At 60.8% G+C, this 23,204-nt stretch carries 18 protein-coding genes and 1 pseudogene; 10 read left to right on the top strand and 9 right to left on the bottom strand.

Features of this window, described 5'->3' with window-relative positions:
- Window positions 1-283 precede the first annotated feature (283 nt).
- Entirely contained in the window at window positions 284-1,696 is a 1,413-nt protein-coding gene (gene lpdA / locus HMPREF2993_RS02405) for a dihydrolipoyl dehydrogenase (RefSeq protein WP_070511293.1), read from the bottom strand.
- 675 nt (window positions 1,697-2,371) lie between these two features.
- On the opposite strand from lpdA, the gene HMPREF2993_RS02400 reads away from it, so the two are divergent.
- The 8 genes from HMPREF2993_RS02400 to HMPREF2993_RS02365 all read left to right on the top strand — a co-directional run bounded on the left by HMPREF2993_RS02400 (window position 2,372) and on the right by HMPREF2993_RS02365 (window position 11,629).
- Window positions 2,372-3,793, top strand: coding sequence for an alpha/beta hydrolase (locus HMPREF2993_RS02400; RefSeq protein ID WP_070511291.1), 1,422 nt, complete (start codon window positions 2,372-2,374; stop codon window positions 3,791-3,793).
- Between the two features lie 38 nt (window positions 3,794-3,831).
- Entirely contained in the window at window positions 3,832-4,911 is a 1,080-nt protein-coding gene (locus HMPREF2993_RS02395; RefSeq protein ID WP_070700845.1) for an alpha/beta hydrolase, read from the top strand.
- 94 nt (window positions 4,912-5,005) lie between these two features.
- Entirely contained in the window at window positions 5,006-6,364 is a 1,359-nt protein-coding gene (locus tag HMPREF2993_RS02390; RefSeq protein ID WP_070700842.1) for a M1 family metallopeptidase, read from the top strand.
- Window positions 6,365-6,384: 20 nt separating this feature from the next.
- On the top strand, window positions 6,385-7,380 hold the full coding sequence (gene rfbB / locus HMPREF2993_RS02385; protein WP_210401540.1) for a dTDP-glucose 4,6-dehydratase: 996 nt from the start codon (window positions 6,385-6,387) through the stop codon (window positions 7,378-7,380).
- 6 nt (window positions 7,381-7,386) lie between these two features.
- Window positions 7,387-8,751, top strand: coding sequence for a sugar nucleotide-binding protein (locus tag HMPREF2993_RS02380; protein ID WP_070700840.1), 1,365 nt, complete (start codon window positions 7,387-7,389; stop codon window positions 8,749-8,751).
- A 117-nt stretch (window positions 8,752-8,868) separates the two neighbouring features.
- Window positions 8,869-9,735: a glucose-1-phosphate thymidylyltransferase RfbA gene (gene rfbA, locus HMPREF2993_RS02375; protein WP_049157609.1), complete on the top strand. Its 867-nt coding sequence runs from the start codon at window positions 8,869-8,871 to the stop codon at window positions 9,733-9,735.
- A gap of 148 nt (window positions 9,736-9,883) precedes the next feature.
- Entirely contained in the window at window positions 9,884-10,753 is an 870-nt protein-coding gene (locus tag HMPREF2993_RS02370) for a DsbA family protein (RefSeq protein WP_141758245.1), read from the top strand.
- An 81-nt stretch (window positions 10,754-10,834) separates the two neighbouring features.
- A complete protein-coding gene (locus tag HMPREF2993_RS02365; RefSeq protein ID WP_070700837.1) occupies window positions 10,835-11,629 on the top strand; it encodes a cytochrome c biogenesis CcdA family protein in 795 nt (264 codons plus the stop codon).
- Here HMPREF2993_RS02365 and HMPREF2993_RS02360 read toward each other — a convergent pair.
- The 3 genes from HMPREF2993_RS02360 to HMPREF2993_RS02350 all read right to left on the bottom strand — a co-directional run bounded on the left by HMPREF2993_RS02360 (window position 11,626) and on the right by HMPREF2993_RS02350 (window position 14,295).
- Window positions 11,626-12,261 (bottom strand): MBL fold metallo-hydrolase, encoded by a 636-nt coding sequence (locus HMPREF2993_RS02360; protein ID WP_070700834.1) that lies wholly within the window; start codon window positions 12,259-12,261, stop codon window positions 11,626-11,628. The genes HMPREF2993_RS02365 and HMPREF2993_RS02360 overlap by 4 nt on opposite strands.
- Window positions 12,262-13,413, bottom strand: coding sequence for an S-(hydroxymethyl)mycothiol dehydrogenase (locus tag HMPREF2993_RS02355; protein ID WP_049157615.1), 1,152 nt, complete (start codon window positions 13,411-13,413; stop codon window positions 12,262-12,264).
- Between the two features lie 66 nt (window positions 13,414-13,479).
- Window positions 13,480-14,295 carry a GDSL-type esterase/lipase family protein gene (locus HMPREF2993_RS02350; protein ID WP_049157617.1) on the bottom strand — a complete coding sequence of 272 codons (816 nt, stop codon included), beginning with the start codon at window positions 14,293-14,295 and terminating at the stop codon, window positions 13,480-13,482.
- Window positions 14,296-14,470: 175 nt separating this feature from the next.
- Here HMPREF2993_RS02350 and HMPREF2993_RS02345 point away from each other — a divergent pair, with 175 nt between their 5' ends.
- On the top strand, window positions 14,471-16,156 hold the full coding sequence (locus tag HMPREF2993_RS02345; protein ID WP_070700831.1) for an acyl-CoA synthetase: 1,686 nt from the start codon (window positions 14,471-14,473) through the stop codon (window positions 16,154-16,156).
- Window positions 16,157-16,284: 128 nt separating this feature from the next.
- Here the strand turns inward: HMPREF2993_RS02345 and nagE are convergent, their stop codons facing one another.
- The 4 genes from nagE to HMPREF2993_RS02325 form a co-directional block, all read right to left on the bottom strand.
- Complete coding sequence (gene nagE / locus HMPREF2993_RS02340; protein ID WP_049157621.1) at window positions 16,285-18,423, bottom strand: N-acetylglucosamine-specific PTS transporter subunit IIBC; 2,139 nt, start codon at window positions 18,421-18,423, stop codon at window positions 16,285-16,287.
- Window positions 18,424-18,464: 41 nt separating this feature from the next.
- On the bottom strand, window positions 18,465-19,244 hold the full coding sequence (nagB, locus tag HMPREF2993_RS02335; RefSeq protein WP_070700829.1) for a glucosamine-6-phosphate deaminase: 780 nt from the start codon (window positions 19,242-19,244) through the stop codon (window positions 18,465-18,467).
- Between the two features lie 19 nt (window positions 19,245-19,263).
- Window positions 19,264-20,421: an N-acetylglucosamine-6-phosphate deacetylase gene (locus tag HMPREF2993_RS02330; protein WP_070700827.1), complete on the bottom strand. Its 1,158-nt coding sequence runs from the start codon at window positions 20,419-20,421 to the stop codon at window positions 19,264-19,266.
- 177 nt (window positions 20,422-20,598) lie between these two features.
- Complete coding sequence (locus HMPREF2993_RS02325) at window positions 20,599-21,477, bottom strand: alpha/beta hydrolase family protein (RefSeq protein ID WP_046647862.1); 879 nt, start codon at window positions 21,475-21,477, stop codon at window positions 20,599-20,601.
- A gap of 246 nt (window positions 21,478-21,723) precedes the next feature.
- Between HMPREF2993_RS02325 and HMPREF2993_RS02320 the strand changes: the two genes are divergently transcribed.
- Complete coding sequence (locus tag HMPREF2993_RS02320; protein ID WP_046647863.1) at window positions 21,724-22,962, top strand: MFS transporter; 1,239 nt, start codon at window positions 21,724-21,726, stop codon at window positions 22,960-22,962.
- 125 nt (window positions 22,963-23,087) lie between these two features.
- On the opposite strand, the pseudogene HMPREF2993_RS13780 reads toward HMPREF2993_RS02320, so the two are convergent.
- Window positions 23,088-23,204 (bottom strand): annotated as a pseudogene (locus tag HMPREF2993_RS13780) (IS3 family transposase); the annotation flags it as partial.

Raw genomic sequence — 23,204 nt, 5'->3', positions numbered from 1 at the left:
GGTTTTCATTGCCAAATCTGATGGATTTTCCCGACTCGGTTGTTCTATCATGGTCAGCGACCGATAATCACCAACAGAAAGGATTATTATTATGTCCAGCTTTGGCGAGAACTTCCTTGGCCAGATCCAGAAGCTCGTGCTGACGATCGTCAACGCACCGTTCGCACTGTCTTCCAAGCTCTTCGGCTAAGGCCAGTCGCGCTTCGGCGCTAAAACCAACACTCCCCCTCACCGCCACCGATTCACGTCGATGGGATGAGGGGGAGTGTTCTTGTTTTAGTTCTTAGAGGTTAATCATGTGGCCGCCGATGCCCTCGGCTGCTTCCTTCATAGCCTCAGACAGCGTCGGGTGAGTGTGAACGTTGCGTCCGATCTCCTCTGCAGTGAGATCGAAGCGCTGCGCCAGGGTCAGCTCCGGCAGCAGCTCGGACACGTTCGAGCCCACCATGTGACCACCAATGAGCTCACCAAACTCGCCGTCGGCGATGAGCTTGACGAAGCCCGCGGTCTCATTCAGACCAGCTGCCTTACCGTTAGCGGAGAACGGGAAGGTAGCAACCTTGATGTCGCGGTCAGCGAACTTCTCACGAGCCTGCTCCTCGGTGTAGCCGAAGGAGGCCACCTGCGGGTTGCAGAAGGTGGCGCGCGGCATGTTCATGTAGTCACCCAGCAGCTGGGTCTCAGCGCCGGCGATGACCTCAGCAGCCACAACGCCCTGCGCCTCAGCCACGTGAGCGAGCTGCAGCTTCGCGGTGACGTCACCAATGGCGTAAATGCCCTCAACGTTGGTGCGCATGTAGTCATCAATAGCGATGGCGCCGCGCTCAGTGAGCTCGACACCGGTGTTCTCCAGGCCGTAGCCCTCGGTGCGCGGGGCGAAGCCGATGGAGACCATGCAGCGATCCACGGTCAGCGTATCGGTCTTGGAGCCGTCCTTGGACTCGACCTCAACGGTGACATTGTCACCGTTATCCGTGATGGCGGTGGTCTTGTAACCAGTCAGGAGCTTCACACCAAGCTTCTTGTATTCCTTGGCGATAGCCTTGGATACATCCTTGTCCTCGTTCGGAAGGACGCGGTCCATGAACTCCACGATGGTCACGTCTACGCCATAGTTGGCCAGAACGTACGCAAACTCCATACCGATGGCGCCTGCGCCAACGATGACCATGGAATCCGGGGCCTCATCGCTGAGGATCTGCTCCTCGAAGGACACGATGTTGCCGCCGATTTCCACGCCCGGAAGGGAACGGACGACGGAGCCGGTGGCGATAATGCAGTTGTCAAAGGTAACGGTCTTACCCTTGTCATCGCCCTCGGTAATCTCGATGGTCTTGGCGTCCTTGAAGGAGCCGAGGCCATTGATCTCCGTAATCTTGTTCTTCTTCATCAGGTAGTGCACGCCCTTGACGATGCCCTCCGAGACCTTGCGGGAGCGCTTGTGCGCAACACCGAAGTCGAAGGAAACATCGCCGGAAATACCAAAGGCCTTCGCCTCATGGTTGAAGGTGTGTGCAACTTCAGCGTTCTTAAGAAGAGCCTTGGACGGGATGCAGCCCACGTTGAGGCAAACACCGCCCCAGTACTGCTTCTCAATAACGGCAACCTTCTTGCCCAGCTGGGCAGCGCGGATGGCGGACACGTAGCCGCCGGGGCCCGCGCCGAGTACTACAACGTCAAAATGTTCATTAGTCACGCCCTATAGGATACGTAACTTTGTGCCCGCTGTCCCACCACCCCCATGCTGTGCTCTCGTATCAGTCCATAACACTCCTGATACGCAAGCCACAGTGCACTGATGCGTAGAGGGCACACAACGCACAAAATAACCCCCAACCACCCGAGGGGGCGATTAGGGGGAGAGAAACGTGGGGCCGCACGCCCCGCAGCTGTTTAGTAAAGACCCCAATCCAGGGCGATCTTGGAGGAAGTAGAGGAGCCGGAGTGAGCGAACTGGCCCAGCACCTGGTTGATGGAAACGAGGATGGTGTCAAAGAGGTTCATTCTTCTTCTTTCTGTTGGTCTTCTAGCAGCCTTCACGGCCTCGTGCGATGTCACTATGCGGCACTGCCACCTTCTGCCTTGCAGGACGGCCGCCGCAGTAACGGTCTCCGCATCTGGTTCGACTAACGAATAGGCCGGACATTGCGTTACATAGCCCACGTTAACGCACGGAAAGATTATGACACGGTTTCCACTTCAATACCACCATTAACTTTAATATCTTGGTATGTTTAAACACGTTACCCTTATCTTGGGGTGCTGAAATTCCCATCTACCAGCACTATTGCCCATCTCATGGGTGGCGTGTCCGGAGCATCTTTTACACTTGCCCCTACATTTCCGCTCATCACTTAGAAAGCGAGATTCTATGAAGATTGCGCGCTCTCTCACGACGCTTGCGGCAGCCACTGCCCTAGCACTTGGCGCCGTAGCATCCCCTACCGCGGGCGCATCCGAGGTCACCCCGGAACAAATCCGCGGTGATGCCACACCGTCCACCATTTCCGAGCTCGACATCTACGGGGAGATTGAAAAGTACCTGCCCAAGGACTCCGCCGGAAACCCGTCGCCCTCCCGCCAAGAATATGAAGACGCCATTGGTAAGAACGTCACTTTTAAGGACGTTGACGTCAATGAGATCCCGGACAGCAAGCAGTGGATGGGCTACGTCCTGAAATACCCGGACTACCGTCAGAGCGTCAAGGCCCTCAATGCCACCGCACCAGCGATGGACCGCACCGTCCCTCTTGCAGTAATTACCCCAGACGGCACCTTTGATTCTTCCCGCCCCACCCTTTATCTACTCAACGGTGCTGGCGGTGCCGAGCAGGGCATGGACTGGCTGATAGCCACCACGCGCGAAGACTTGGATCCCAACAAGGAGGGCACCCAAGAACTCGATGACTACTACGGTGACCGAAACGTCAACGTCGTCATCCCGCAGGCAGGCGCATTCTCCTACTACACCGACTGGGTTACCAGCCCGGACCGCAGCTACCTCAAGGGCCCGCAGAAGTGGGAGACCTTCCTCACCAAGGAGCTACCGGGACCGCTGGAGAAGCACATCAACGCCAACGGCAAGCGCGGCATCGCAGGCATGTCCATGTCTGCTACCTCATCGCTCGTCTTGGCCCAGCACAACCCCAACTTCTATGACGCTATCGGGTCCTTCTCTGGCTGTGCGGCCACCTCGACTCCACTGCCGAACTTCTACACGCAGCTGACCGTGAATCGTGGCGGTGGAAGCACCGAGCAGATGTGGGGACCGATGGGCGGTGACTACAACCGCTACAACGATGGACTCATCAACGCCACAAAGAACAACATGGGTAATTCCCAGGTCTACGTCTCCGCTAACTCGGGGTTTGCCGGAATGAACGATTTGGGTTCGTCCAGGATTGAAAAGCAAGGCCTGGCCGGAGCCTTGAAGTCCTCCTCCACCCTGGTGGTGGAAGGCGGCGTCATCGAGGCAGCGATGAATGCGTGCACCCACGACCTGCAGGCAAAACTGCAGCGCGAAGGTGTCAAAGCGGATTTCAACCTGCGCAATACCGGTACCCACTCCTGGCCGGGCTGGTTCGATGACATCAACTCCTCCTGGCCCACCTTCGCTCGTGCCTTTGGTCTGCCGGTGGAGCCGGTCTCCACGCGGGCGTCGGAAAGCGCGGTGAACACGGACGCTAACGCCAAAGCTGAGGATGCCGATAAGCAGAATATGGAAGAGGCCGAGAACGATCCCAAGACCCCGGCCGACTCCCGGCCAGTAGCCCCTGAGGCCATCGAACAGTAAGCTCAACTCGCCATATTGATTGTTAAATAAGGAACGTAATGAAGCGTCTTAGCTCTCTCCTCGCCGCCGGCGCGCTCTGCGCTGCCGCGCTTATCAGCCCCGTTGCGGGTGCGGCCACCATCACCCCGCAGCAGGTTGCGGGTGACACGCCGCTGTCCACCATCTCGGACTTGAACGTCACCCCGGAGGTGCAGAGCCAGAAGTGGTACGAGCACTTCAAAGATGACGCCCGCGTTCTCAAGCTGGAGGCTACGTCACCGGCCATGAACGGCCGCGCGATTCCGCTGGCTGTTATCCCTGCTAAGAACCCGGACCGCCCGACCTTGTACCTGCTCAACGGCGCCGGTTCCGCGGAGCAGGACTCCGATTGGCTGTACATGTCCGATGCCGTGGACTTCTACGCGGACAAGGACGTCAACGTTGTCGTTCCGCAGGCAGGTGCTTTCTCCTACTACACCGACTGGCTGGAGGAGCCCAACGGCAAGTACCTCAAGGGCCCACAGAAGTGGGAGACCTTCCTGACCAAGGAGCTGCCTGGCCCGCTGGAGTCTCGCCTGAACGCAAGCAACAAGCGCGCCATTGCCGGCATGTCCATGTCCGCAACGTCTTCCCTGCTGCTGGCGCAGCACAACCAGGGCTTCTATGACGCGGTTGGCTCCTTCGCCGGCTGCGCCGCAACCGCCTACCCCACGGAGTACCAGTTCCTGCGCCTCACCGTGAACCGCGGCGGCGGAGAACCGAAACAGATGTGGGGCCCGATGGGCGGTGACTACAACCGCTACAACGATGCCCTGATGAACTCCGAGAAACTGCGCGGCACCAAGCTGTACATTTCCTCCGCATCGGGCTTCGCGGGTGAGCAGGATACCCCGTCCTACTACATGAACAAGGGCTACAGCCCGCTGGCCGCCTACGCGGGTTCGGCACAGCTGCAGGTTGAGGGCGGCATCATCGAGGCCGCGGTCAACCACTGCACCCACATGCTCAAGGCCAAGCTGGATAAGCAGAACATTCCAGCCACCTACAACTTCCGCAACGTGGGCACGCACTCCTGGCCGGGCTGGCGCGAGGACCTCGTAAAGTCCTGGCCCACCTTTGAGGAAGCTTTCAACTCCTAAAAGGTGAGCGGAGCGTGTCGCCCCACGGTCTGGCGCGGCGTGCTCGCTCCCCTGGCTTCGGATAACCCAGACAGGGCGGTAGGATAGCGGCATTATGAAGCTGCTTTCTACCGCCCTTTCGCATATCTCCGCCGCTCGCGACCGCGCTGCACTTACTCGGGATAGCTACACGAGGGTGGATTTCAACCTCGGCTTCGAGGTCACCCACTATGACTTGGACCTGACCTACCGCGTGGAGCCCAACATGCTGCAGGGCGAAGCCATCCTCCACATTCGCGCGCTGGAGGACTTTGACAAACTCACGCTTGACCTCGGCGGCGCCATGGTGGCTCGCCGCATCACGGCGAAACACGCACCCCGCGTGGCCAAGTTTCGCCTGTCCGCCGGCAAACTGCGGCTGACCTTTGCCGATACTATCGTGGAGAACCAAGAGTTTGAGCTGCACATTCGCTATGGCGGCTCGCCGCGACCGCTGCGCACGCCGTGGGGCGAAATCGGCTGGGAGGAAACAGATTCCGGCTCCCTGGTGGCCAGCCAACCCAACGGTGCACCCAGCTGGTTCCCCTGCGATGACACCCCGTCAGAAAAGGCCACCTATGATATTCGCATCACCGCTGACGATCCTTTCGTGGTGATTTCCAACGGCAAGCTGGTCTCCCGCCGCAGCGCAGGCGGTTCCATGACGCGCTGGCACTACCGCGTCAAGCACCCCATGGCCACGTACCTCGCCACGGTGCAGATCGGCGAATACTCAGAGATTGATCTGGGCCGAGACGTCCGCGCTTGGGCGCCGGCTCGCCTGAAGCAGGTAGTCCTCGAAGAGTTCGCCCAACAGCAGGAAATGCTGGACTTCTATTCCTCTCTCTTCGGCCACTACCCTTTCCCCGACTACCAAGTGGTCATCACCGATGACGAGCTGGAGATCCCGCTGGAGGCCCAAGGCCTGTCCATTTTCGGATCCAACCACGTCAAGGGCGACCACCTCTTTGAGCGACTCATCGCCCACGAGCTGTCCCACCAGTGGTTCGGCAACTCCGTGGGCCTTAGTGAGTGGAAGGATATCTGGCTCAACGAAGGTTTTGCCTGCTACTGCGAGTGGCTGTGGTTCGAGCACGCGCATGGCCGCCCGGTGCATGAATCGGCGCGTTCGCACTATCAAGTGCTCGCACGCAAGAAGCAGGACATCGTGCTCGGTGATCCGGGCACGCGCGACATGTTCGATGACCGCGTCTACAAGCGCGGCGCGCTGACTGTTCACGCACTTCGCCGCCTCGTGGGCGATGAGGTCTTCTTCCGCACGGTCCGGGATTACCTCACCGCATCCCAGCACTCCGTGGTCACCCCGGAGTATCTCATCAGCCGTGTGAAGAAGGAAGCGACAGATCCTTCTGCGGTCGATGCTTTGTTGGACGAGTGGCTCAACCACACCGCGCTGCCCAAGTTCCCGGTCTAGACTTGTTCACCATGCGCAGGATGCTTGTTACCGGCGGTGCCGGCTTTATTGGTGCGAACTTCGTGAGGCTCGTAGCCCAGCAACGGCCCGACGTAGACATCACCGTCTTGGACAAGCTCACCTACGCGGGCAACCGCGCCAACCTTGACGGCGTGGACGCCACCTTGGTGGTGGGAGACGTGGCGGATGAGGGGATCGTCGACAAGCTCGTGGCCCAGACGGATGCCGTGGTGCACTTCGCCGCGGAATCCCACAATGACAACTCTTTGCGGGATCCTTCTCCCTTCCTCCACACCAACGTCATGGGAACCTTCGTGCTGTTGGAGGCCTGCCGCCGCCACGATGTGCGCCTCCACCACGTTTCCACAGATGAGGTTTTTGGTGACTTGGAGATTGGCGCCGATACCTACTTCACCGAGGAGACTCCGTACAACCCCTCTTCGCCCTATTCGGCCACGAAGGCCGGCTCCGATCACCTGGTGCGCGCATGGGTGCGCAGCTTTGGACTGCGGGCAACCATTTCAAATTGCTCCAATAACTACGGCCCCTACCAACACATTGAGAAGTTCATCCCGCGGCAGATCACCAACCTGCTTCTGGGCCAGCCCGCCAAGCTTTATGGCACAGGCGCGCAGGTGCGGGATTGGATTCACGTGGATGATCACAACGAGGCGGTGCTTGCCATCCTGGACCGCGGGCGCATCGGTGAGACCTATAACATCGGTGCCGACCAGGAGGATACGAATAACCGCCAGGTCATCGAGATGATTTGTGAGCTGATGGGTGCTACTGACGACGGCCGCGCGAACTACATCCACGTGGCGGACCGCCCGGGCCATGATCAGCGCTACGCCATGGATGCCAGCAAACTGCGCCGCGAGCTGGGCTGGAGCCCGCGCTACACGGATCTGCGCGAGGGCTTGGCTGCCACCATTGAGTGGTACCGCGCCCACGAGGACTGGTGGCGCCCAGGCAAGGAAGAAGTCGAAGCCAACTACGCGAAGCAAGGACAGTAAATTTCCATGAAGGTGCAGTCAACGGCCATTGAGGGCCTGCTCATTGTGGAGCTCGACGTCCACGGGGATAACCGCGGCTGGTTCAAGGAGAACTGGCAGCGTGAGAAGATGGTGGCGGCAGGTTTGCCGGACTTCCAACCGGTGCAAAACAACGTTTCCTTCAATGCGGAGAAGGGGGTTACGCGCGGACTGCACGCGGAGCCCTGGGACAAGCTCGTCTCCGTGGCTTCCGGCCGGGCCTTCGGCGCGTGGTGCGATCTGCGCGAGGGCTCTGCTACCTTTGGCCAGCTAGTGACGCACGAGATTAGCCCCGACACCGCCGTATTCGTCCCGCGCGGGGTGGCCAACGGCTTTCAGGCTCTGGAGGCCTGCGCCTACTCCTACCTGGTCAATGACCACTGGTCCCCAGACGCGAAATACACCTCCGTCAACCTGGGCATGGTGGACTGGCCGCTGGAGCCGACGGAGATCTCCGACAAAGACAAGGCACACCCCGCGCTTGCCGACGTCTCCCCCATGCCCCCGCGTCGCATCCTGGTCACCGGCGCCAACGGGCAGCTGGGCCGCGCTTTAAAGAAATTCCTGCCCACCGCTGGTCTGGGCGCGGTGGAGTTCTGCTCTCATTCTGACTTCGACATCACCAACCCGCCTGCCCGCCCGTGGAAGCAGTATTCCGCCATCATCAACTGCGCGGCTTATAACGATGTCAACGGTGCGGAAGAAGACCGCGCCGCGGCCTGGGCGGTCAACGCTTCCGCCCCGGCGAAGCTCGCGCGCATTGCGGCGGAGAATAACCTGACCTTGGTGCACGTCTCCAGTGATTACATCTTCGATGGCTCTAACGAGGTCCACTCCGAGGATGAAATGCCTTCCCCGCTGTCGGCCTATGGGGCATCGAAAGCCGCGGGCGATACCGCCGCGCAAACCGCGCCGCGCCACTATGTCATCCGTACCTCCTGGGTCTTCGGCGATGGAGCCAACTTCATGGCCACGATGCGCTCGCTGGCGGCTAAGGGGGTCAAGCCCTCCGTCATCCATGATCAGCGCGGGCGCCCCACCTTCGCCGAGGACCTGGCCAAGGGCATCATCCACCTGCTCAAGACCAAAGCCGAGTACGGCGTGTACAACATCTCCAACTCCGGTGATGCGGTGGGTCGCGATGAAATCGCCATGGCCGTCTTCACCGGCGTGGGCCAAGACCCCGCTGGTGTCACGCCGGTCAGCACCGAGCAGTACCGCGAGATCGCCGGGCCTGAAGCTCCCCGCCCGAAGGAGTCCACCTTCGACCTGTCCAAGATTGAAGCCACCGGCTTTAAGCCGATGAATTGGCGGGCCGCTTTAGCGCTTTACCTGGGCCTTTACCCGGCATAACACTTAACATAACACTTAGCTTCCCAGGTGTTATGTTGAGTGGGAAGTTAAGTGTTATGTTCGCCAGCCCGCGCCGCCGCACCCCGGCGCGGGACCCCTCCGTTAAGCTTGAAGCCCATGAAGGGCATCATCCTCGCTGGCGGTTCAGGGACCCGCCTCTACCCCATCACCAAGGGCATCTCGAAGCAGCTCATGCCCATCTATGACAAGCCGATGGTCTACTACCCTCTGACCACCCTGATCCAGGCCGGCATACGCGAGATCCTCATCATCACCACCCCAGAAGACCAGGCCGCCTTCCAACGCCTGCTTGGCGACGGCTCCCAACTAGGCCTCATGCTGCACTACGCGGTCCAACCCCGGCCCGAAGGTTTGGCCCAGGCCTTCCTCATTGCGGAGGACTTCATCGCCGAGGATGACGTGGCCCTCGTTTTGGGTGACAACATCTTTGACGGCCACGGCTTCTCCACGGCGCTGAATGAGTGCAGCCACCCGGGCGGCGGCATCATCTTTGCCTACGAGGTCTCCGATCCGCAGCGCTATGGTGTTGTCGAGTTTGATGAGTCTGGCCAAGCCCTGTCCATCGAGGAAAAGCCCGCCGCGCCCAAATCCAACCACGCCGTGGTGGGCTTGTATTTCTATGACAATTCCGTGGTGGAGATTGCCAAGTCCATTACGCCCAGCGCACGCGGGGAGTTAGAAATCACCACCGTCAACGAGGAATACCTGCGCCGCGGGCAGCTGCGCGTCAAACGCTTGCAGCGCGGTGATGTCTGGCTGGACACCGGCACGGTGGACTCCATGAGTGAGGCCTCGGCCTACGTGGAGGTGATGCAAAAACGCACCGGCACCGTCATCGGCTCACCGGAGGTTGCCGCCTTCGAGGAGGGCTTCATCGATGCCGCCGCACTCACCGAGCTGGCCGAGCCCCTCCTGAAGTCCGGCTATGGCCGCTATCTCCTGGCCGCTGCCCAAGAGAGTTGAGCTCGAGGTACATATCGATCAATTAAGGACCGAAACCGCCCACGGGATCTGGGACCTAATTTGATCGATCCGTACTTGCCAAAGCGTCCCCACGCAGCATCAGAGGCCACCATCACCCAAACGGGCCTAGACGCGTTAAGGTAATCGCATGCCTACTTCATCCTCCCGCCCCACCAGCAATCCCAAGAAATCAGCGCTATCCACCATCAGCCCCGTGGCGTGGGGCCTGTTGGTGCTCGTTGTCATCCTGGCGATCATCATCGGCTTCCTTCTGGCAGAGCGCAATTCTTCCGGCGATGCCGGGACTCAAGCGGCGCAGGAGACCGCGACGAGCGCGGCGCCCACCGAAGATTTGGCAAAGGATGCTGACAAGGCCACGCCCGGCACGAAGTTCTCCGACGGGAAGGGGGATCCGATGGTGTTCGGCCCCGGCGGTGACACCAAGAGCGGCGATATCACGGTGGTGCACCGCAAGAAGGAGGATGATCCTTTCGCCGTGGGAGCGGTGGATGCACCCGTGGTGATTTCGGAGTTCTCCGATTTCGAGTGCCCGTTCTGCTCCCGCCACGCCAACGTCACTGAGCCAGACCTCCTCAAGAAGTACGTGGAGAAGGGCCTAGTGCGCATCGAGTGGAATGACTTCCCCGTTAACGGCCCTGCCGCCGTCGAGGCTGCCAAGGCCGGGCGCGCGGCCGCGGCACAGGGCAAGTTCCAGGAGTTCAAGCACGAGCTCTACACCGCTAGCAAGGACATCAGTGGCCACCCAGAATTCGGCATCGAGGACTTCATGAAGTTCGCCGAGAAGGCCGGCGTTGCGGACTTGGATAAGTTCCGCCAGCAGGCCACGGATGATACCTACACCGAGGTCATCGAGAAGGCCACCAGCTACGCCTCCCAGATTGGTATTACGGGCACCCCGGCCTTCGTGGTGGGGGATCAGTTCATTGGTGGCGCGCAGCCACCGGAAGTCTTTGAGCAGACCATCCGGGAACAGCTAGGCAAGGCGGCCAATGGATAAGCCGCCGCTCATCGTGTGGATCTTCATCGCGCTCGTCGTTCTGACCGCGTTCTTAGGCGGCTATGCAGTGGGGGTGAGCGTATGAGTATCGGAGTTTTTGGCGCCGTCATCGCCGGTGTACTGACCTTGATCAGCCCCTGCTCAGCGCTGTTGGTGCCAGCCTTCTTCGCCTATGCTTTTGAATCGCAGCGCCAGCTGCTGCTGAAGACCCTGGTCTTTTTCTTAGGCCTGTGCACCACGCTCGTGCCCATCGGCATGGGGCTGGCTGCAATCCTCGCGCAATACCGCGGCCAGGTCATCACGGTGGCGGGCTGGATCATCATCGCGCTGGGAATCTTTACCGCCTTGGGCGGCGGTTTCCGCATCCCCGGTATGGATGCCTTGTCCGGTAAAGCGCGGGGCAGAGTGTTTCTGCTCGGCGCGGTCTATGGCTTCGCGGGCTTTTGCGCGGGCCCACTCTTAGGCGCTGTTCTCACCACGGCCGCTGCGTCGGGCAGCGCGCTCTACGGCGGGCTCATCATGGTGGCGTATGCCGCTGGCATGGCCGCACCGCTCTTTGTTCTGGCTGCGCTGTGGGAGCGCCTCGATGTGGGCTCGTGGTCCTGGCTGCGCGGACGCGAGGTGGTCCTCGGCCCTGTGCGCACGAATACCTTGTCCATTGTGTCGGGAGCGTTCTTCGTGCTCATCGGCGTGCTGTTTATCTTAAGCTACGGCAGCGCAACACTACCCGCAGTCTTAAGCACGGATGCGCAGTTCGCAGTGCAGGAAAAAGCCCGCGCCTTCAGCGCGGGCGTGGCGGATGCGTGGGTCTGGTTCGGGGTCTCGCTTGCTGCCACGGTGGTAGCAGGCATCAAGGCTGCCCGCACCCCGGCCTAGTAACCACGCGCGATGTACTCGTCGATACGCGCGGCCTCAGCGCCAATGGTGGTTTCATCGCCGTGGCCCGGCAGGACGCGGGTTTCCGGCGGGAGGTTCAGCACGCGGTTGCGCAGGGACTCGATGATGACGTCGAAGTCGGAGTACTTGCGGCCGGTGGCGCCCGGCCCGCCGTTGAAGAGGGTATCTCCCGACAGCAGCGTGGCCTCATCCGCGATGTAGAGCACCACGCACCCCGGCGAATGACCCGGCGTGTGGAAGACCACGAAGTCACTATCGCCCACGGTGAAGAGCTGGTTATCCTCCAGCGGCACGAAGGTGGCATCCTCGTGCGTTTCCTCCCACAGGGGACGATCATCCGGGTGCAGGTAGACGGACACACCGAAGTGCTCAGCCACCTGGGGTGCTAGCTCGCAGTGGTCATTGTGCGCGTGGGTGAGGATCACGCCCTTGACAGTGCGCTGTCCTACCTCGTCGATGACGCGCTCGGCGTCGTGGGAAGGATCGATGATGTAGCACTCGGCGTCGCTTGACGCGCCACCTGCGGCCAGGATGTAGACGTTATTGTCCACGTCCCACTCACCGCCATCCAGGCGGAACTTTCCTGAGGTTACAAACTGTTCGATAATCATTTACAGCTCCACTACGGATCGAAGTACCTTGCCAGCCTTCATGGTAGCGAAGGCCTCCTCCACGTCGTCGAGGCCAACACGCTCGGTGACGAAGTCCTGCAGCGGGAAGCGGCCCTGCAGGGAGAGGTCAACGTACATGGGGAAGTCACGCTCCGGCAGGCAGTCGCCGTACCAGGAGGACTTGAGGGAACCGCCGCGGCCGAAGAAGTCGATGGCTGGGACGTCGAAGCGGCTGGTGAGGTTCGGAACGCCCACCATGACCATGCGGCCGGCCAGGTCGCGGGAGTAGAAGGCCTGGCGGGTGGTGGCTGGGATGCCCACGGCATCGATAGCCACGTCGGTACCGAAGCTATCGGTGAGCTCACGGACTGCCTCGATGACCTCGTCCTCGGACTTGTCCTTCGCCGCGATGGTGTGGGTCGCACCGAACTGCTTGGCCAGCTCCAGCTTGTCCGGATCCAGGTCCACGGCGATGACCTTCGAGGCACCCGCCAGCACCGCGCCGGCGATGGCTGCCATGCCGACACCACCGCAGCCGAAGACCGCGACGGACTCGCCGCGCTTGACGTCACCGGTGTTGACCGCAGCACCCAAGCCTGCCATCACGCCACAGCCCAACAGGCCCGCGGCGGCCGGGTCTGCCTCCGGATTGACCTTGGTGCACTGACCTTCATGAACCAGGGTCTTCTCGGCAAAGGAGCCGATGCCGAGCGCCGGGGTGAGCTCAGTGCCGGCGTCGGCGTCGCCCTCGGCAAGCGTCATGCGAGCGGAGGCATTGTGGGTGTTGAAGCAGTACTTCGGCTCGCCCTTCTTGCAGGCGCGGCACTCGCCGCACACCGCACGCCAGTTCAGGACTACGAAGTCACCGACCTCGACGTGGGTAACAGCATCGCCCACGCGCTCCACGACGCCCGCCGCCTCGTGCCCAAGCAAGAACGGGAAGGCATCCTCGATATCGCCATCGCGGTAGGCCAGGTCGGTGTGGCACACGCCGCAGGCCTGAATCTTGACCACGACGTCGTGCTCGCCCGGAGCGGGTACAACAATGTTCACGGTCTCGACGGGCTCGCCCTTCGCGCGCGCAATCACGCCGCGGACAACCTCCGAGCCTTGCTGGGAGTTATTTTCATTTAGGTTTTCATTAACAGTCATGTCCGCGAGGGTACGCGAAAGGCCCGGGCAACGTTGCCCAGGCCTTAAAGTCATAAGAACGCGTTTCTAGAAGCTTGCGAGGTGGTTGGCCACAAACTCGTGACCGCGAGCATTAATATGCAGCGGTAGGTTGCCCGGGCCGGCAGAGAAGTCCACCAGACCCGCCCACAGCCGCTTATCGGCATCGGCACACATACCGCGATCCCAGGTCATCGGCTTCATATCCACAAATTCGGTGCCGGTCGCGTGCGCTAGGTCCACCTGCATCCACTGCGTGACGTTTTCATAACGCTGCACCATCGGCAGGGCCGTAGCATCGGCTGGCTTCGGGCCAAAGTGGAGGAGGCAGTAGCGGTCACCGGAGCCGATGGTCGGATAACCCACGATCTGAATGCGGGCATTGGGGGCCGCCGCACGAATCTTGTTGATAATCGGCGCATTTGCGCCAACAAAGCGGGCGCGCATGTCGGCGTCGGAAAGCTGGGCATTGTTATACGTATCGTTAAAGCCGCCCGCATAGAGCACGCGCTGGGTGTCCGGGCTGAGCGCGCCACGACGGATGGCATCATCGACCTGCGCGTTCATCTGCGGACCCTGAGACATCGAGACCGCACCGGAGCAGGAGAAATCCGCCACCGGCATGCCCAGCTTGGACGCGACGCGCTTGGCGTAGTTATTGCCGGAGGGGCAGTCGAGACTCGGGTTGCGGTTGGAGGAGCCGAGGCGCGAGGAGAGGTAAACATCCAGCTGCGGATCCGCCAATACGGAATCACCAAAGGCGACGAGGTTTCGCTCGCCGGCGGCGGCCTGCGGAGCCTGGGACAGGCCTACTGCCACGAGGAGGGAGGCGCAGAGGGCAGTGATGCGCTGAGTAAACTTCACGTGACTGATGTCCTTTCAAGAAAAGGGTATGTTCTTAACCGAAACCATATTAAACTAAGCTAGCAGTTAATCTTGTGTAACAATAGCAACAACTGTAACAATTTGTCGTTTTAAAAACAGGCGCGTTAGCCGCCTCCCCCGTAACCTTCTACCCCTTCCCTACGATGAGAACCCTATGAAGCTTTCTGATCTCACCTTCCATGCCGCCGCTCTCGCGCGTTTTGTCCCCGCCCTCTTTCGCGCCGGCCTTATTAGCCCCGCTGGCGGCCCACGGGCAGTACTCTCCACCGCGCCGGTTCTCGCCCGCTACCGCTTCACCACCGCCCGCGAGGTGGAGCAGGCATACCTGACCTGCCCAGAACGCCTAGCGCTTATCGACGATGACGGGGCACTCACCTACCGCCAGCTGCGTGATCACTCCCGCACCTTCGCGCGCTGGTTGCTTTCTTTGGGGCTCGAGGAGATTCGCCTCGGTGTTATGGCACGCAATGGCCGCGGCATCATCACCCCGTTGGCCGCCAAGGGCTATGCGGGGGCACACATCTTTTTGCTCAACGTTGGTTCTTCCCCCGAGCAGCTTGCCGGCTGCATCGAGGAAAACCGCATCAACGTGCTCGTTATCGACGATGAATTCATCGACCGCCTCGCTCCCGCCGACGGTTCTAGTCCCACCAATAGCGCTAGCCCCATTGATGGCCTGCACGTGGTCATTGGCCACGAGTCTGGTGAGGAGATTCCCGCTGAGCTGGCGCAGGCGGCATCGCTGCGCAAGATTGTTCAGAACCCGCGGGACGTCGAGGAACAGAAGCTTCCGACCTGGCCCAAGCACGGGCATATCGTGCTCATGTCCTCCGGCACCACTGGCATCCCCAAGGGAATCATGCGCCCGGAGCCGACGCTGCCGGTGGTGGTTGCCTCCATCGTCGATGCGGTGCCGTGGCGCGGGGATCAAAAGGTGCAGATGACCGCCTCCATCTTCCACACATGGGGCTGGGCCTGCCTCAACATCGCGCTGGGCCTGCGCAATACCATTGTCACCCGCCGCGTCTTCGATCCGGCGGCCGCACTCGACGACATCCAGCGCTACCAGCTTGATGGCCTGCTTTCCTCCCCCGTCTTCTTCCGCCAGATGGTTGAGGCGGACCCGGATTCGGCCTTCGACACCTCAAGCCTGAAGTTCATTGCCTCCGCCGGGCATGCGCTGACCCCGGAGATCGTCAAAGAAACCCACGAGCGCTTCGGGCCGATTCTGTGCAATGTTTATGGCTCCACGGAACTGGCGCTGGCGTCGACGGCCACCATGGAAGAGGTGGCTAAGGACCCGACCATCGGCGGCAAGATTGCCTCTGGCACCAAGCTGCGCATCCTCGATGAGGAAGGCAATGAGATCCCGCGCGGCGAGGTCGGCGAAATCTATCTGACCAACTCCACCGCGCTCATTGGCTATACCAACCCGAAAATTCCGCTCAACAAGGTTGATGGCCTCATCTCTATCGGCGACTTGGGCTATATCGACCCCGATGGCTACTTGCACGTGGTGGGCCGCGCCGATGACATGATCATCGTCGGTGGTGAAAACGTGCACCCGCAGTCGGTGACGGAGGTTCTTGAGGCCATGCCGGGCATCGCGGAGGTGCACGCCGGCGGCGTGGAGGATGAGACCACCTTCCAGCGCATCGCCGTGTGGGCAGTAACCACGCGCGATGCCCTGGGCAACACCGTGACTGCCGACGCCATCCGCACCTGGGTCCGCGAGAACCTCGCCGACCACTCCGTGCCGCGCGACGTCCACTTCCTGGACAAGCTGCCGCGCAATGCCACGGGCAAGGTGGTGCCGCGCCTGCTAAGCCACACCGACTAGCCCACGCTTTTAGAACCCCCAAGCCAAAACTGCCCTTGTTGCCAAAACCTTCGCTCCCCGCCGCATGGAGCGCCGCTGGTTTTGTCAACTAGGGCAGTTTTATTCCTGGGCTGAGCCAGGGGGTCAGGTTAGTTGCTGCGCTTGACGGTTGCGGCGACATCGCCTGGCAAGGCATGACCCTCGCGAGCAATGTCGACTCCGGCAACCTGCTTGGCCGTCGGGCACACCACCGGTGTGATGAGGTTGACGCCGCGCTCGCGCAGCTTGCTTGCCTCCACCGCGATGATCGGCGTGCCGGCGCTAACGGTATCGCCCTTCTTGGCCAGGGCCGTGAACCCTTCGCCCTTGAGCTCCACGGTGTCGATGCCGATGTGGATGAGCAGGTCCAGCCCGTCCGCAGTCTGCATACCGAAGGCGTGGCGCGTCTTGAAGACCATGGTGATGGTGCCGTCTACTGGGGCGCAGACGTCGAAGGCATCGACGGCATCAGGCATAACGGCGAAGCCTTCGCCCACCATGCCCTGTGCAAAGGACGCATCCGGGACCTGGGAGAGCTCGACGACGTCACCCGCGAACGGGGCGCGCACGTCCACGTCAGCGGCATCACCGCCAGCGATATTACCGCTGACGCTCTGAGCGGAAGCGGCGCTGGCCGGCGCGCTGGCTCCAGCCGCGCTCGCAGTACCCGCCGTGGCCAGGACCGGAGAACCGTGGCGCAGCTGGTGGCTGACCTCGTCATACATGAACTGCACGGCCGGGCCCACGATGACCTGGACGCTCTTCTCCGAGGGGTGGATGACGCCTGAGACGGCGGCGCGTTTGATCACGGAGTCATCGACAAGCGCACGCTCCTTGACGCCCACGCGCAGGCGCGTGGTGCAGTAATCCAGGGAGTCGATGTTGTCCTTGCCGCCGAGGCCTTCGATGATGCGCGCGGCATCAGCTGCGGTCTTGTCATCGCCGCTGACGGAATCCGCCGCGTCGTCGGCTTCATCCTCGCCGCGGCCCGGCGTCTTCAGGTTCAGCCAGCCGATGAGGAAGTAGAAGATGACGAAGTAGAGGAAGAAGAAGCCCACGCCCATGACCAGCAGCATGTACCACTTGTTGGCCAGCGGGTTCTGGGAGGAGAGCAGCATATCCACGAAACCGGCGGAGAAACCGAAGCCGGCGGTCCACTCCATGGCGGAGGCGATGAAGACGGACAGGCCCATCAGCAGCGCGTGCACCACGTAGAGCAGCGGGGCGACGAACATGAAGGAGAACTCCAACGGCTCGGTCACGCCGGTGAAGAAGGAGGCCAGGGCGCCAGCGGCCATGAGCGAGCCGACGACCTTGCGCTTGCTCTTATCCGCGCGCAGGTACATGGCAAGTGCCGCGCCCGGCAGGCCGAACATCATGACTGGGAAGAAGCCCGCCTGGTAGCGGCCCACGACGCCCTCGACCGTGCACTGGCCGTTGGCCCAAATACCCGGGCAATCAGCGGCAGAGGTCGCGGCCGCGGCGGCGTCGATGGTGGCCTGGCCGGCCTGGAAGTTACCGATGTCGTTGATACCGATTACGTCGAACCAGAAGACGGAGTTCAGTGCGTGGTGCAAGCCGGTCGGGATGAGCAGGCGGTTGGCCACGCCGTAGATGCCGGCACCCGCCGCGCCCAGCCCCTGGATGGAGGTACCGAAGTTGAACAGCGCGTTGTAGATGAACGGCCACACAAAGTAGAGGATGCCGGAGACAACCATGGCGAAGATCGCGGTAAGGATCGGCACCAATCGGCGGCCAGAGAAGAAGGCGAGGAAGTCCGGCAGCTTGGTGCCGTGGAAACGGTTATATACCCAGGCCGCCATGATGCCGGCGAGGATGCCGAAGAGGACGTTGCCGCCGCCCACAGCATTCCAGCCTTCCGCGGCCCATTCCAGCGCCTCATCGCCGGTCAACGCGGTGGGGTCTTCGATACCACGGTAGCCGGCCACGGCCTCCGGGCCCAGAAGTTTCATGAACGTGGCAAAGGCCAAGAAACCAGATAGTGCTGCGGCGCCGTTGGAATCCTTGGCCAGGCCGAAGGAAATGGCGATGGCGAAGATCCAGCCCAGGTTAGCCAGCACCGCATCACCGGAGCTGATGAGCAGCTGCGCGGCGAGGTTATCCGGGCCGGCGGCGCTGGAGATCCAGTAACCAACACCGCAGAGGATCGCCGCGACGGGCAGCACCGCCACGGCGCCCATGAGGGCTTTTCCGAGCCGCTGCAGCGGCCCCATGACATCGACTTTCATGCGAGGAGTCCTTTCACATTAGTAAGGAATAGATGGAGTTTTTAGGAAAAGAGTGGGCGGTGCGGACGGTGCTTGTCCGCGAAAACGTAGTACTCGCGGTCCTCCAGCTGGGAGGCGGCGGCTTCATCGAGGATCACCGTGGCGCGCTGGTGCCACTGCAGGATCGACGCGGGGCAGTGCGCGGAGAGCGGGCCTTCCACCATGGCGTGGACCGCGCTGGCCTTGTTGCTGCCAGTGGCCAACAAGAGCAGGTGGCGTGCCTCGCTGATGGTGCCCAATCCTTGGGTCAGCACGTGGCGCGGGACGTCTTTTTCGTTGTCGAAGAAGCGGGCATTGTCCTGCACGGTCTGCGGGTGCAGCGTCTTGATCCGGGTGCGCGACGTCAGGGAGCTGGAAGGCTCATTGAAGCCGACGTGCCCGTTGGCACCGATGCCCAGCAGTTGGATATCCACGCCGCCAGCATCACGGATGGCCTTGTCATAGTTGGCCGCGGCGGTGGCGGGGTCATCGGAGTCACCAGCGGGGCTTTTTACCAGTTCATCATCGAAATCCACGTGGCTGGTGAATTCGCGGCGGATGGTGGAATAGTAGGACTGCTCGTGGGTGCGCTCCAGCCCGATGTATTCATCGAGCAGGAATGCGCGGCTGCGGGCAAAGCTCACCTCGCCGCGCTCATGGCGCGTAATGAGCTCCTTGTACATTGCTACCGGGGTCGAGCCTGTGGCCAGACCCAGAGTGGCCCCAGCGTTGGCGTAGTGCGCGAAAATGTTCGCGGCTTCCACGGCCACTTCGGCCGGCGTGGAGCGGATGAGGATTTCCATGAGATGCCTTCCTGTGTGTTTAAGAGAGTGAGATGTCCGCGCCGTCGACGATGACGCGCACCGGTTCCAGCTGGGCATTGAGACCCACCAGATTGGCACGAGCGTCAACAGCGATTCGGCCGAGATCTTTGCATCCCAGCACATCCGCTGCCGTGGTGGAGGTAAAACGCACCGCCTCGCCCAGACCATGGCGCGCGGCGAAACTGATGAATTGCTGAGCCAAGGTGGAGGTACCGCCCGCGATAGCGCCGCTGGGCACGCGCGCCACTCCCCCGCTCACCGTGACGGGCAGGGAGCCCAATTCATAGTCACCGTCGGCCATGCCGGCCGCCGCCATGGCATCAGTGATGGCGAAGGCGCGGTGACTGTGAGCCATGTCCACGGCGCCGTCGACAAGATGCACGCCATCTGCGATGAGCTCGACGGACACATCGCCCGCCTTCGCTGCGGTAAGCAAGGCCGCTACCGGGCCCGGCGCGCGGTGGTGAATAGAAGGCATGCCATTAAAGAGGTGCGTTCCAGTCACGGTCAGGCCGAGCTCCTTAGCCTTGGCGATAACGCTCAGCGTGGTGTCATAATCGGCCTCGGTGTGGCCCAGGCTGGCGATGATGCCATGCTCCGCGCAGACGTCGAGCAGCTTGTCGACGTTCTCCGTTTCCGGCGCGAAGGTAATCGAACGCAGGTGGCCGCGGGCCGCGGCGATGACCGCGCGGAAGAAGTCCGGGTCACCGGGCACGATGCGCGAGGGGTCCTGTGCGCCGCATTTGGCCGCAGCGATGAAGGGGCCCTCCATGTGGATTCCGGCGATCTCGCCTTCTTCAGCCAGCTGGGCTAAAAGCTCCGCCCGGGCGCAGAGTTCTTCTTGCGTGCCGGAGACCAAGCTGGCCAGCAGTGTCGTTGTGCCGTGCGCGCGGTGGAAGCGGGCGGCGGCTAGGCACTGCTCGTAGTCGCCGTTGGGGAATCCCCCGCCGTTGCCGCCGTGGTTGTGTAGGTCCACGAAGCCGGGCACCCACAGCAACGCATCCGAGTCCCCGGCGCGCCAGGCAGCCTCGGCTTGGGGGACGTCGCCAAGCACTATGCCCTCAATACTCTCCCCGAACGTGACGGCCCCAGCGCGCAGCTCGAAGTTTTCATCAATATAGAGGCCCTCGACGTGGCCTTTCTCCTTTGTCTGCATGGTTCATTCGGTCCCGCTTGTACGGGCTGACGTGGCGCAGCCCGGTTGACAATTCACTTGAAATTTATCAGGGCTACCAATTTTTGTGAACCACACTTCCTCCGAAGGGGGTGTGTGAGCGCAGATGGCTTTTAGCGCGTTAGGTGCACCGCGCGGAATGTCGAAAGGCCCGGCGAGCTACCAGCCACGGGTGACCACTCGGTCCCAAAGCGCGTTGCTCGCTAGCTCACCGGCGCCCGCTGGTGAGGTGCCAACGAACACATCTCTCGCATCAGGATCATCAGCAAGAATGTAGCGGAACCACGCGGTGGCGTAACTGTCCCCGAACTCTAGAACGTCCTTGTGGTCCGCGCCCAGGCGGCGGGCAATGATTGCCGGACCACCAGCTGATTCAAAGTTCTCCTGCAAGTCTGACCACGGACTAACAAGCCAGCGGTCCGAACGGCCATCGCTCGTCATCAGGAATAGCGGTTCCTCTACGTCAGCCGTGTTGTAGTCCCAGTCATTGGACTGTGCCACTTTGTGGGAGGCCGGGCTCGCCGCATACACAGCTGCTACCTCCGTGTGGGCCGCAGCGTTGATGGCACCCGCACCACCCTGTGAGTGGCCAAAAATGCCGACTCGTGATCGGTCCGCACGAGAATCCAGTTCCGGCAAGCGCTCAATCAAGTGCACGACATTCTCTCCTGTACCTGTGTGGGGAGTCTCATCGCCGACAACCACGAAGCCCCAACTAGCCAGGTGCTCCGCCACGGGCAGGTAGCTGCTCAGCGGCGTGTTCGTGCCATTAGCCATGACCGCCGCCGGAAACGGTCCCGCGCCTGTCGGTGCCGCGATGGTCACGTCGCCATCACGCCGCACGTCGACCTCGTGCGGCCCCTCGCCCGCAAACGACGCTTCCAGCGGGCCACCTGTCTCAGCGCTATATCCGGCAGCCACGCCGTCATCACCGGTCACGCTGTCTGCGTCCACCCACTGCATGAATCCCACAAACCCTACAAACGCCACCACAATCACGGCCACCACGGCAATCATGCCAACCACAAGCTTTTTCATGCTCTGTATTGTGTTTCGCACGAGAGCGAAGGTCACTAGCGCTAGCACTACTTTTTCCTGTACACAGTGCAAGAGCTGCCTCCGCTACGCCCTTGAAATGAGAGACTCACATCATTACCTTGTTGTATGTAATCGTCATCACATATGGGAGAAATAATGCTTACCTCCGAAACGCTTTCCGAAGTAGTCACAGTAGGAGGTTCAGGTCCGTTCAGCGGCCAGGGCAACGAAACAGTTGCAGCCTAAATGCATCCCCCTAGAAACAGTGGTGACGAAGGACTTTCATCTATCTACACCTTGACCGCCACATATTTTTTATTGTCAGTGTGCGGGTCAATGACCAGCCTCTCGATTTCACTCCACTTCGCCGAACTCAACAAAGGCGAACTGTTGGTGGCAAGCATCTTCATCTCGGGTACTTGCGCTCAAGTTTTTGCAGTCCCCTTTCTGGCCCCACTCTTCAACAAATTCAACAGCTATCACATTGCGCTTGCTGCACTCTTCTTAGATCTTCTGGGCCTGTTATCAATGGCAGCCTATCCAGAGCCATTGATCCTCATTGTCGGAAATCTCGTCACCGCATGCTTAAGCGGACTGTCAATTCCATCCATTTTCACCATCGCTGACTCTCAGGTCGGCGAAGGACAGCAGGCGAAAGCCTTCTCCCTCTTGGACACAGCCCGACTTGGCAGTGGATTCCTTGGACCACCTCTAGGTGGATTACTACTGGACCAAAGAAACCTGCAGACAGCGCTCTTCGTTGAAGCTTGCGCCGTTGGAGTCTCGCTACTTGCTTTTTATTTCCTTTATAAATCCTCGCCCCCGAAAACACTGCTTCATTCAGAAACCAAAGATTCTTCACCGAGTTTTCTCCAGAAGGTCCTCGAAGCACCTTCCCTTTTGCTGAAGAATAGAAGCGCTCGGTCCGCGTTAACCAGCATTTGGGGAGCAATTATCTGCACCTCGATTTTCAACGTTTCGCTTGTCTTCTATGCGACACAGACCCTCCACGTCAGCGGTACGTTATATGCCATCATTGCCCAAGCATTTATCGTGGGCCGCATCTTTGGCGCACGGCTTTCAGCTCGCCTTCACTCACAGAACGCTGGGAAAGTCCTGGCCGGGGCAGGATTCGCTATGGGGTGTTTCATAGCTTTACCTGGACTATTTCCCTCATTGTGGCTCTGCATCCCATGTTTCCTCCTGGGCGGAGTCTGCAATGCTGCTCAGGTGGCCGCACTACGCATAATCGTTGTCGGATCCGTACCTGATGAAGTGAAACCCAAAGCCCTTTCTACGATGGGTTCAATTAACAGCTCCGCAATGCTTATTGGATACATCATCGGGGCACCTGTTGTAAGTGCCATCGGCCCAGCTGCGGCCCTTGTCGTATCAGGGTTTGGCACCTCTATCCTCACTCTGGGGCCAATTCTGAAGACCACCATGTACGGTGCCTCCGGTGACCAAGACTACGACAACAAATAGCATTCAATTCTGTAGTAAATCTACTGTCAGATGCGAGTTTTTGGTACCGGTGTGTTCAGAAGACTGAAATGGTAGCGGTGTGGTGAGGGGCCTGACCCCCGGAAAGTAGACACGTCGGGGGTTAGCTATGCTGCTTGGGTCAGTGTAGCTGATGTGAGTGCTTCGTAGTCATCGGGGGCTAGAAGATTGCACCAGGAGTGTCGTCTACGGGTGTTGTAGCGCATGCACCATCGGAAGACTTC

It is taken from the genome of Corynebacterium sp. HMSC068G04, from assembly GCF_001814885.1.
Lineage (GTDB): Bacteria > Actinomycetota > Actinomycetes > Mycobacteriales > Mycobacteriaceae > Corynebacterium > Corynebacterium hiratae.
The sequence above is the reverse complement of the archived record's forward strand: the minus strand, read 5'-3'. Positions and strand labels throughout refer to the sequence as shown.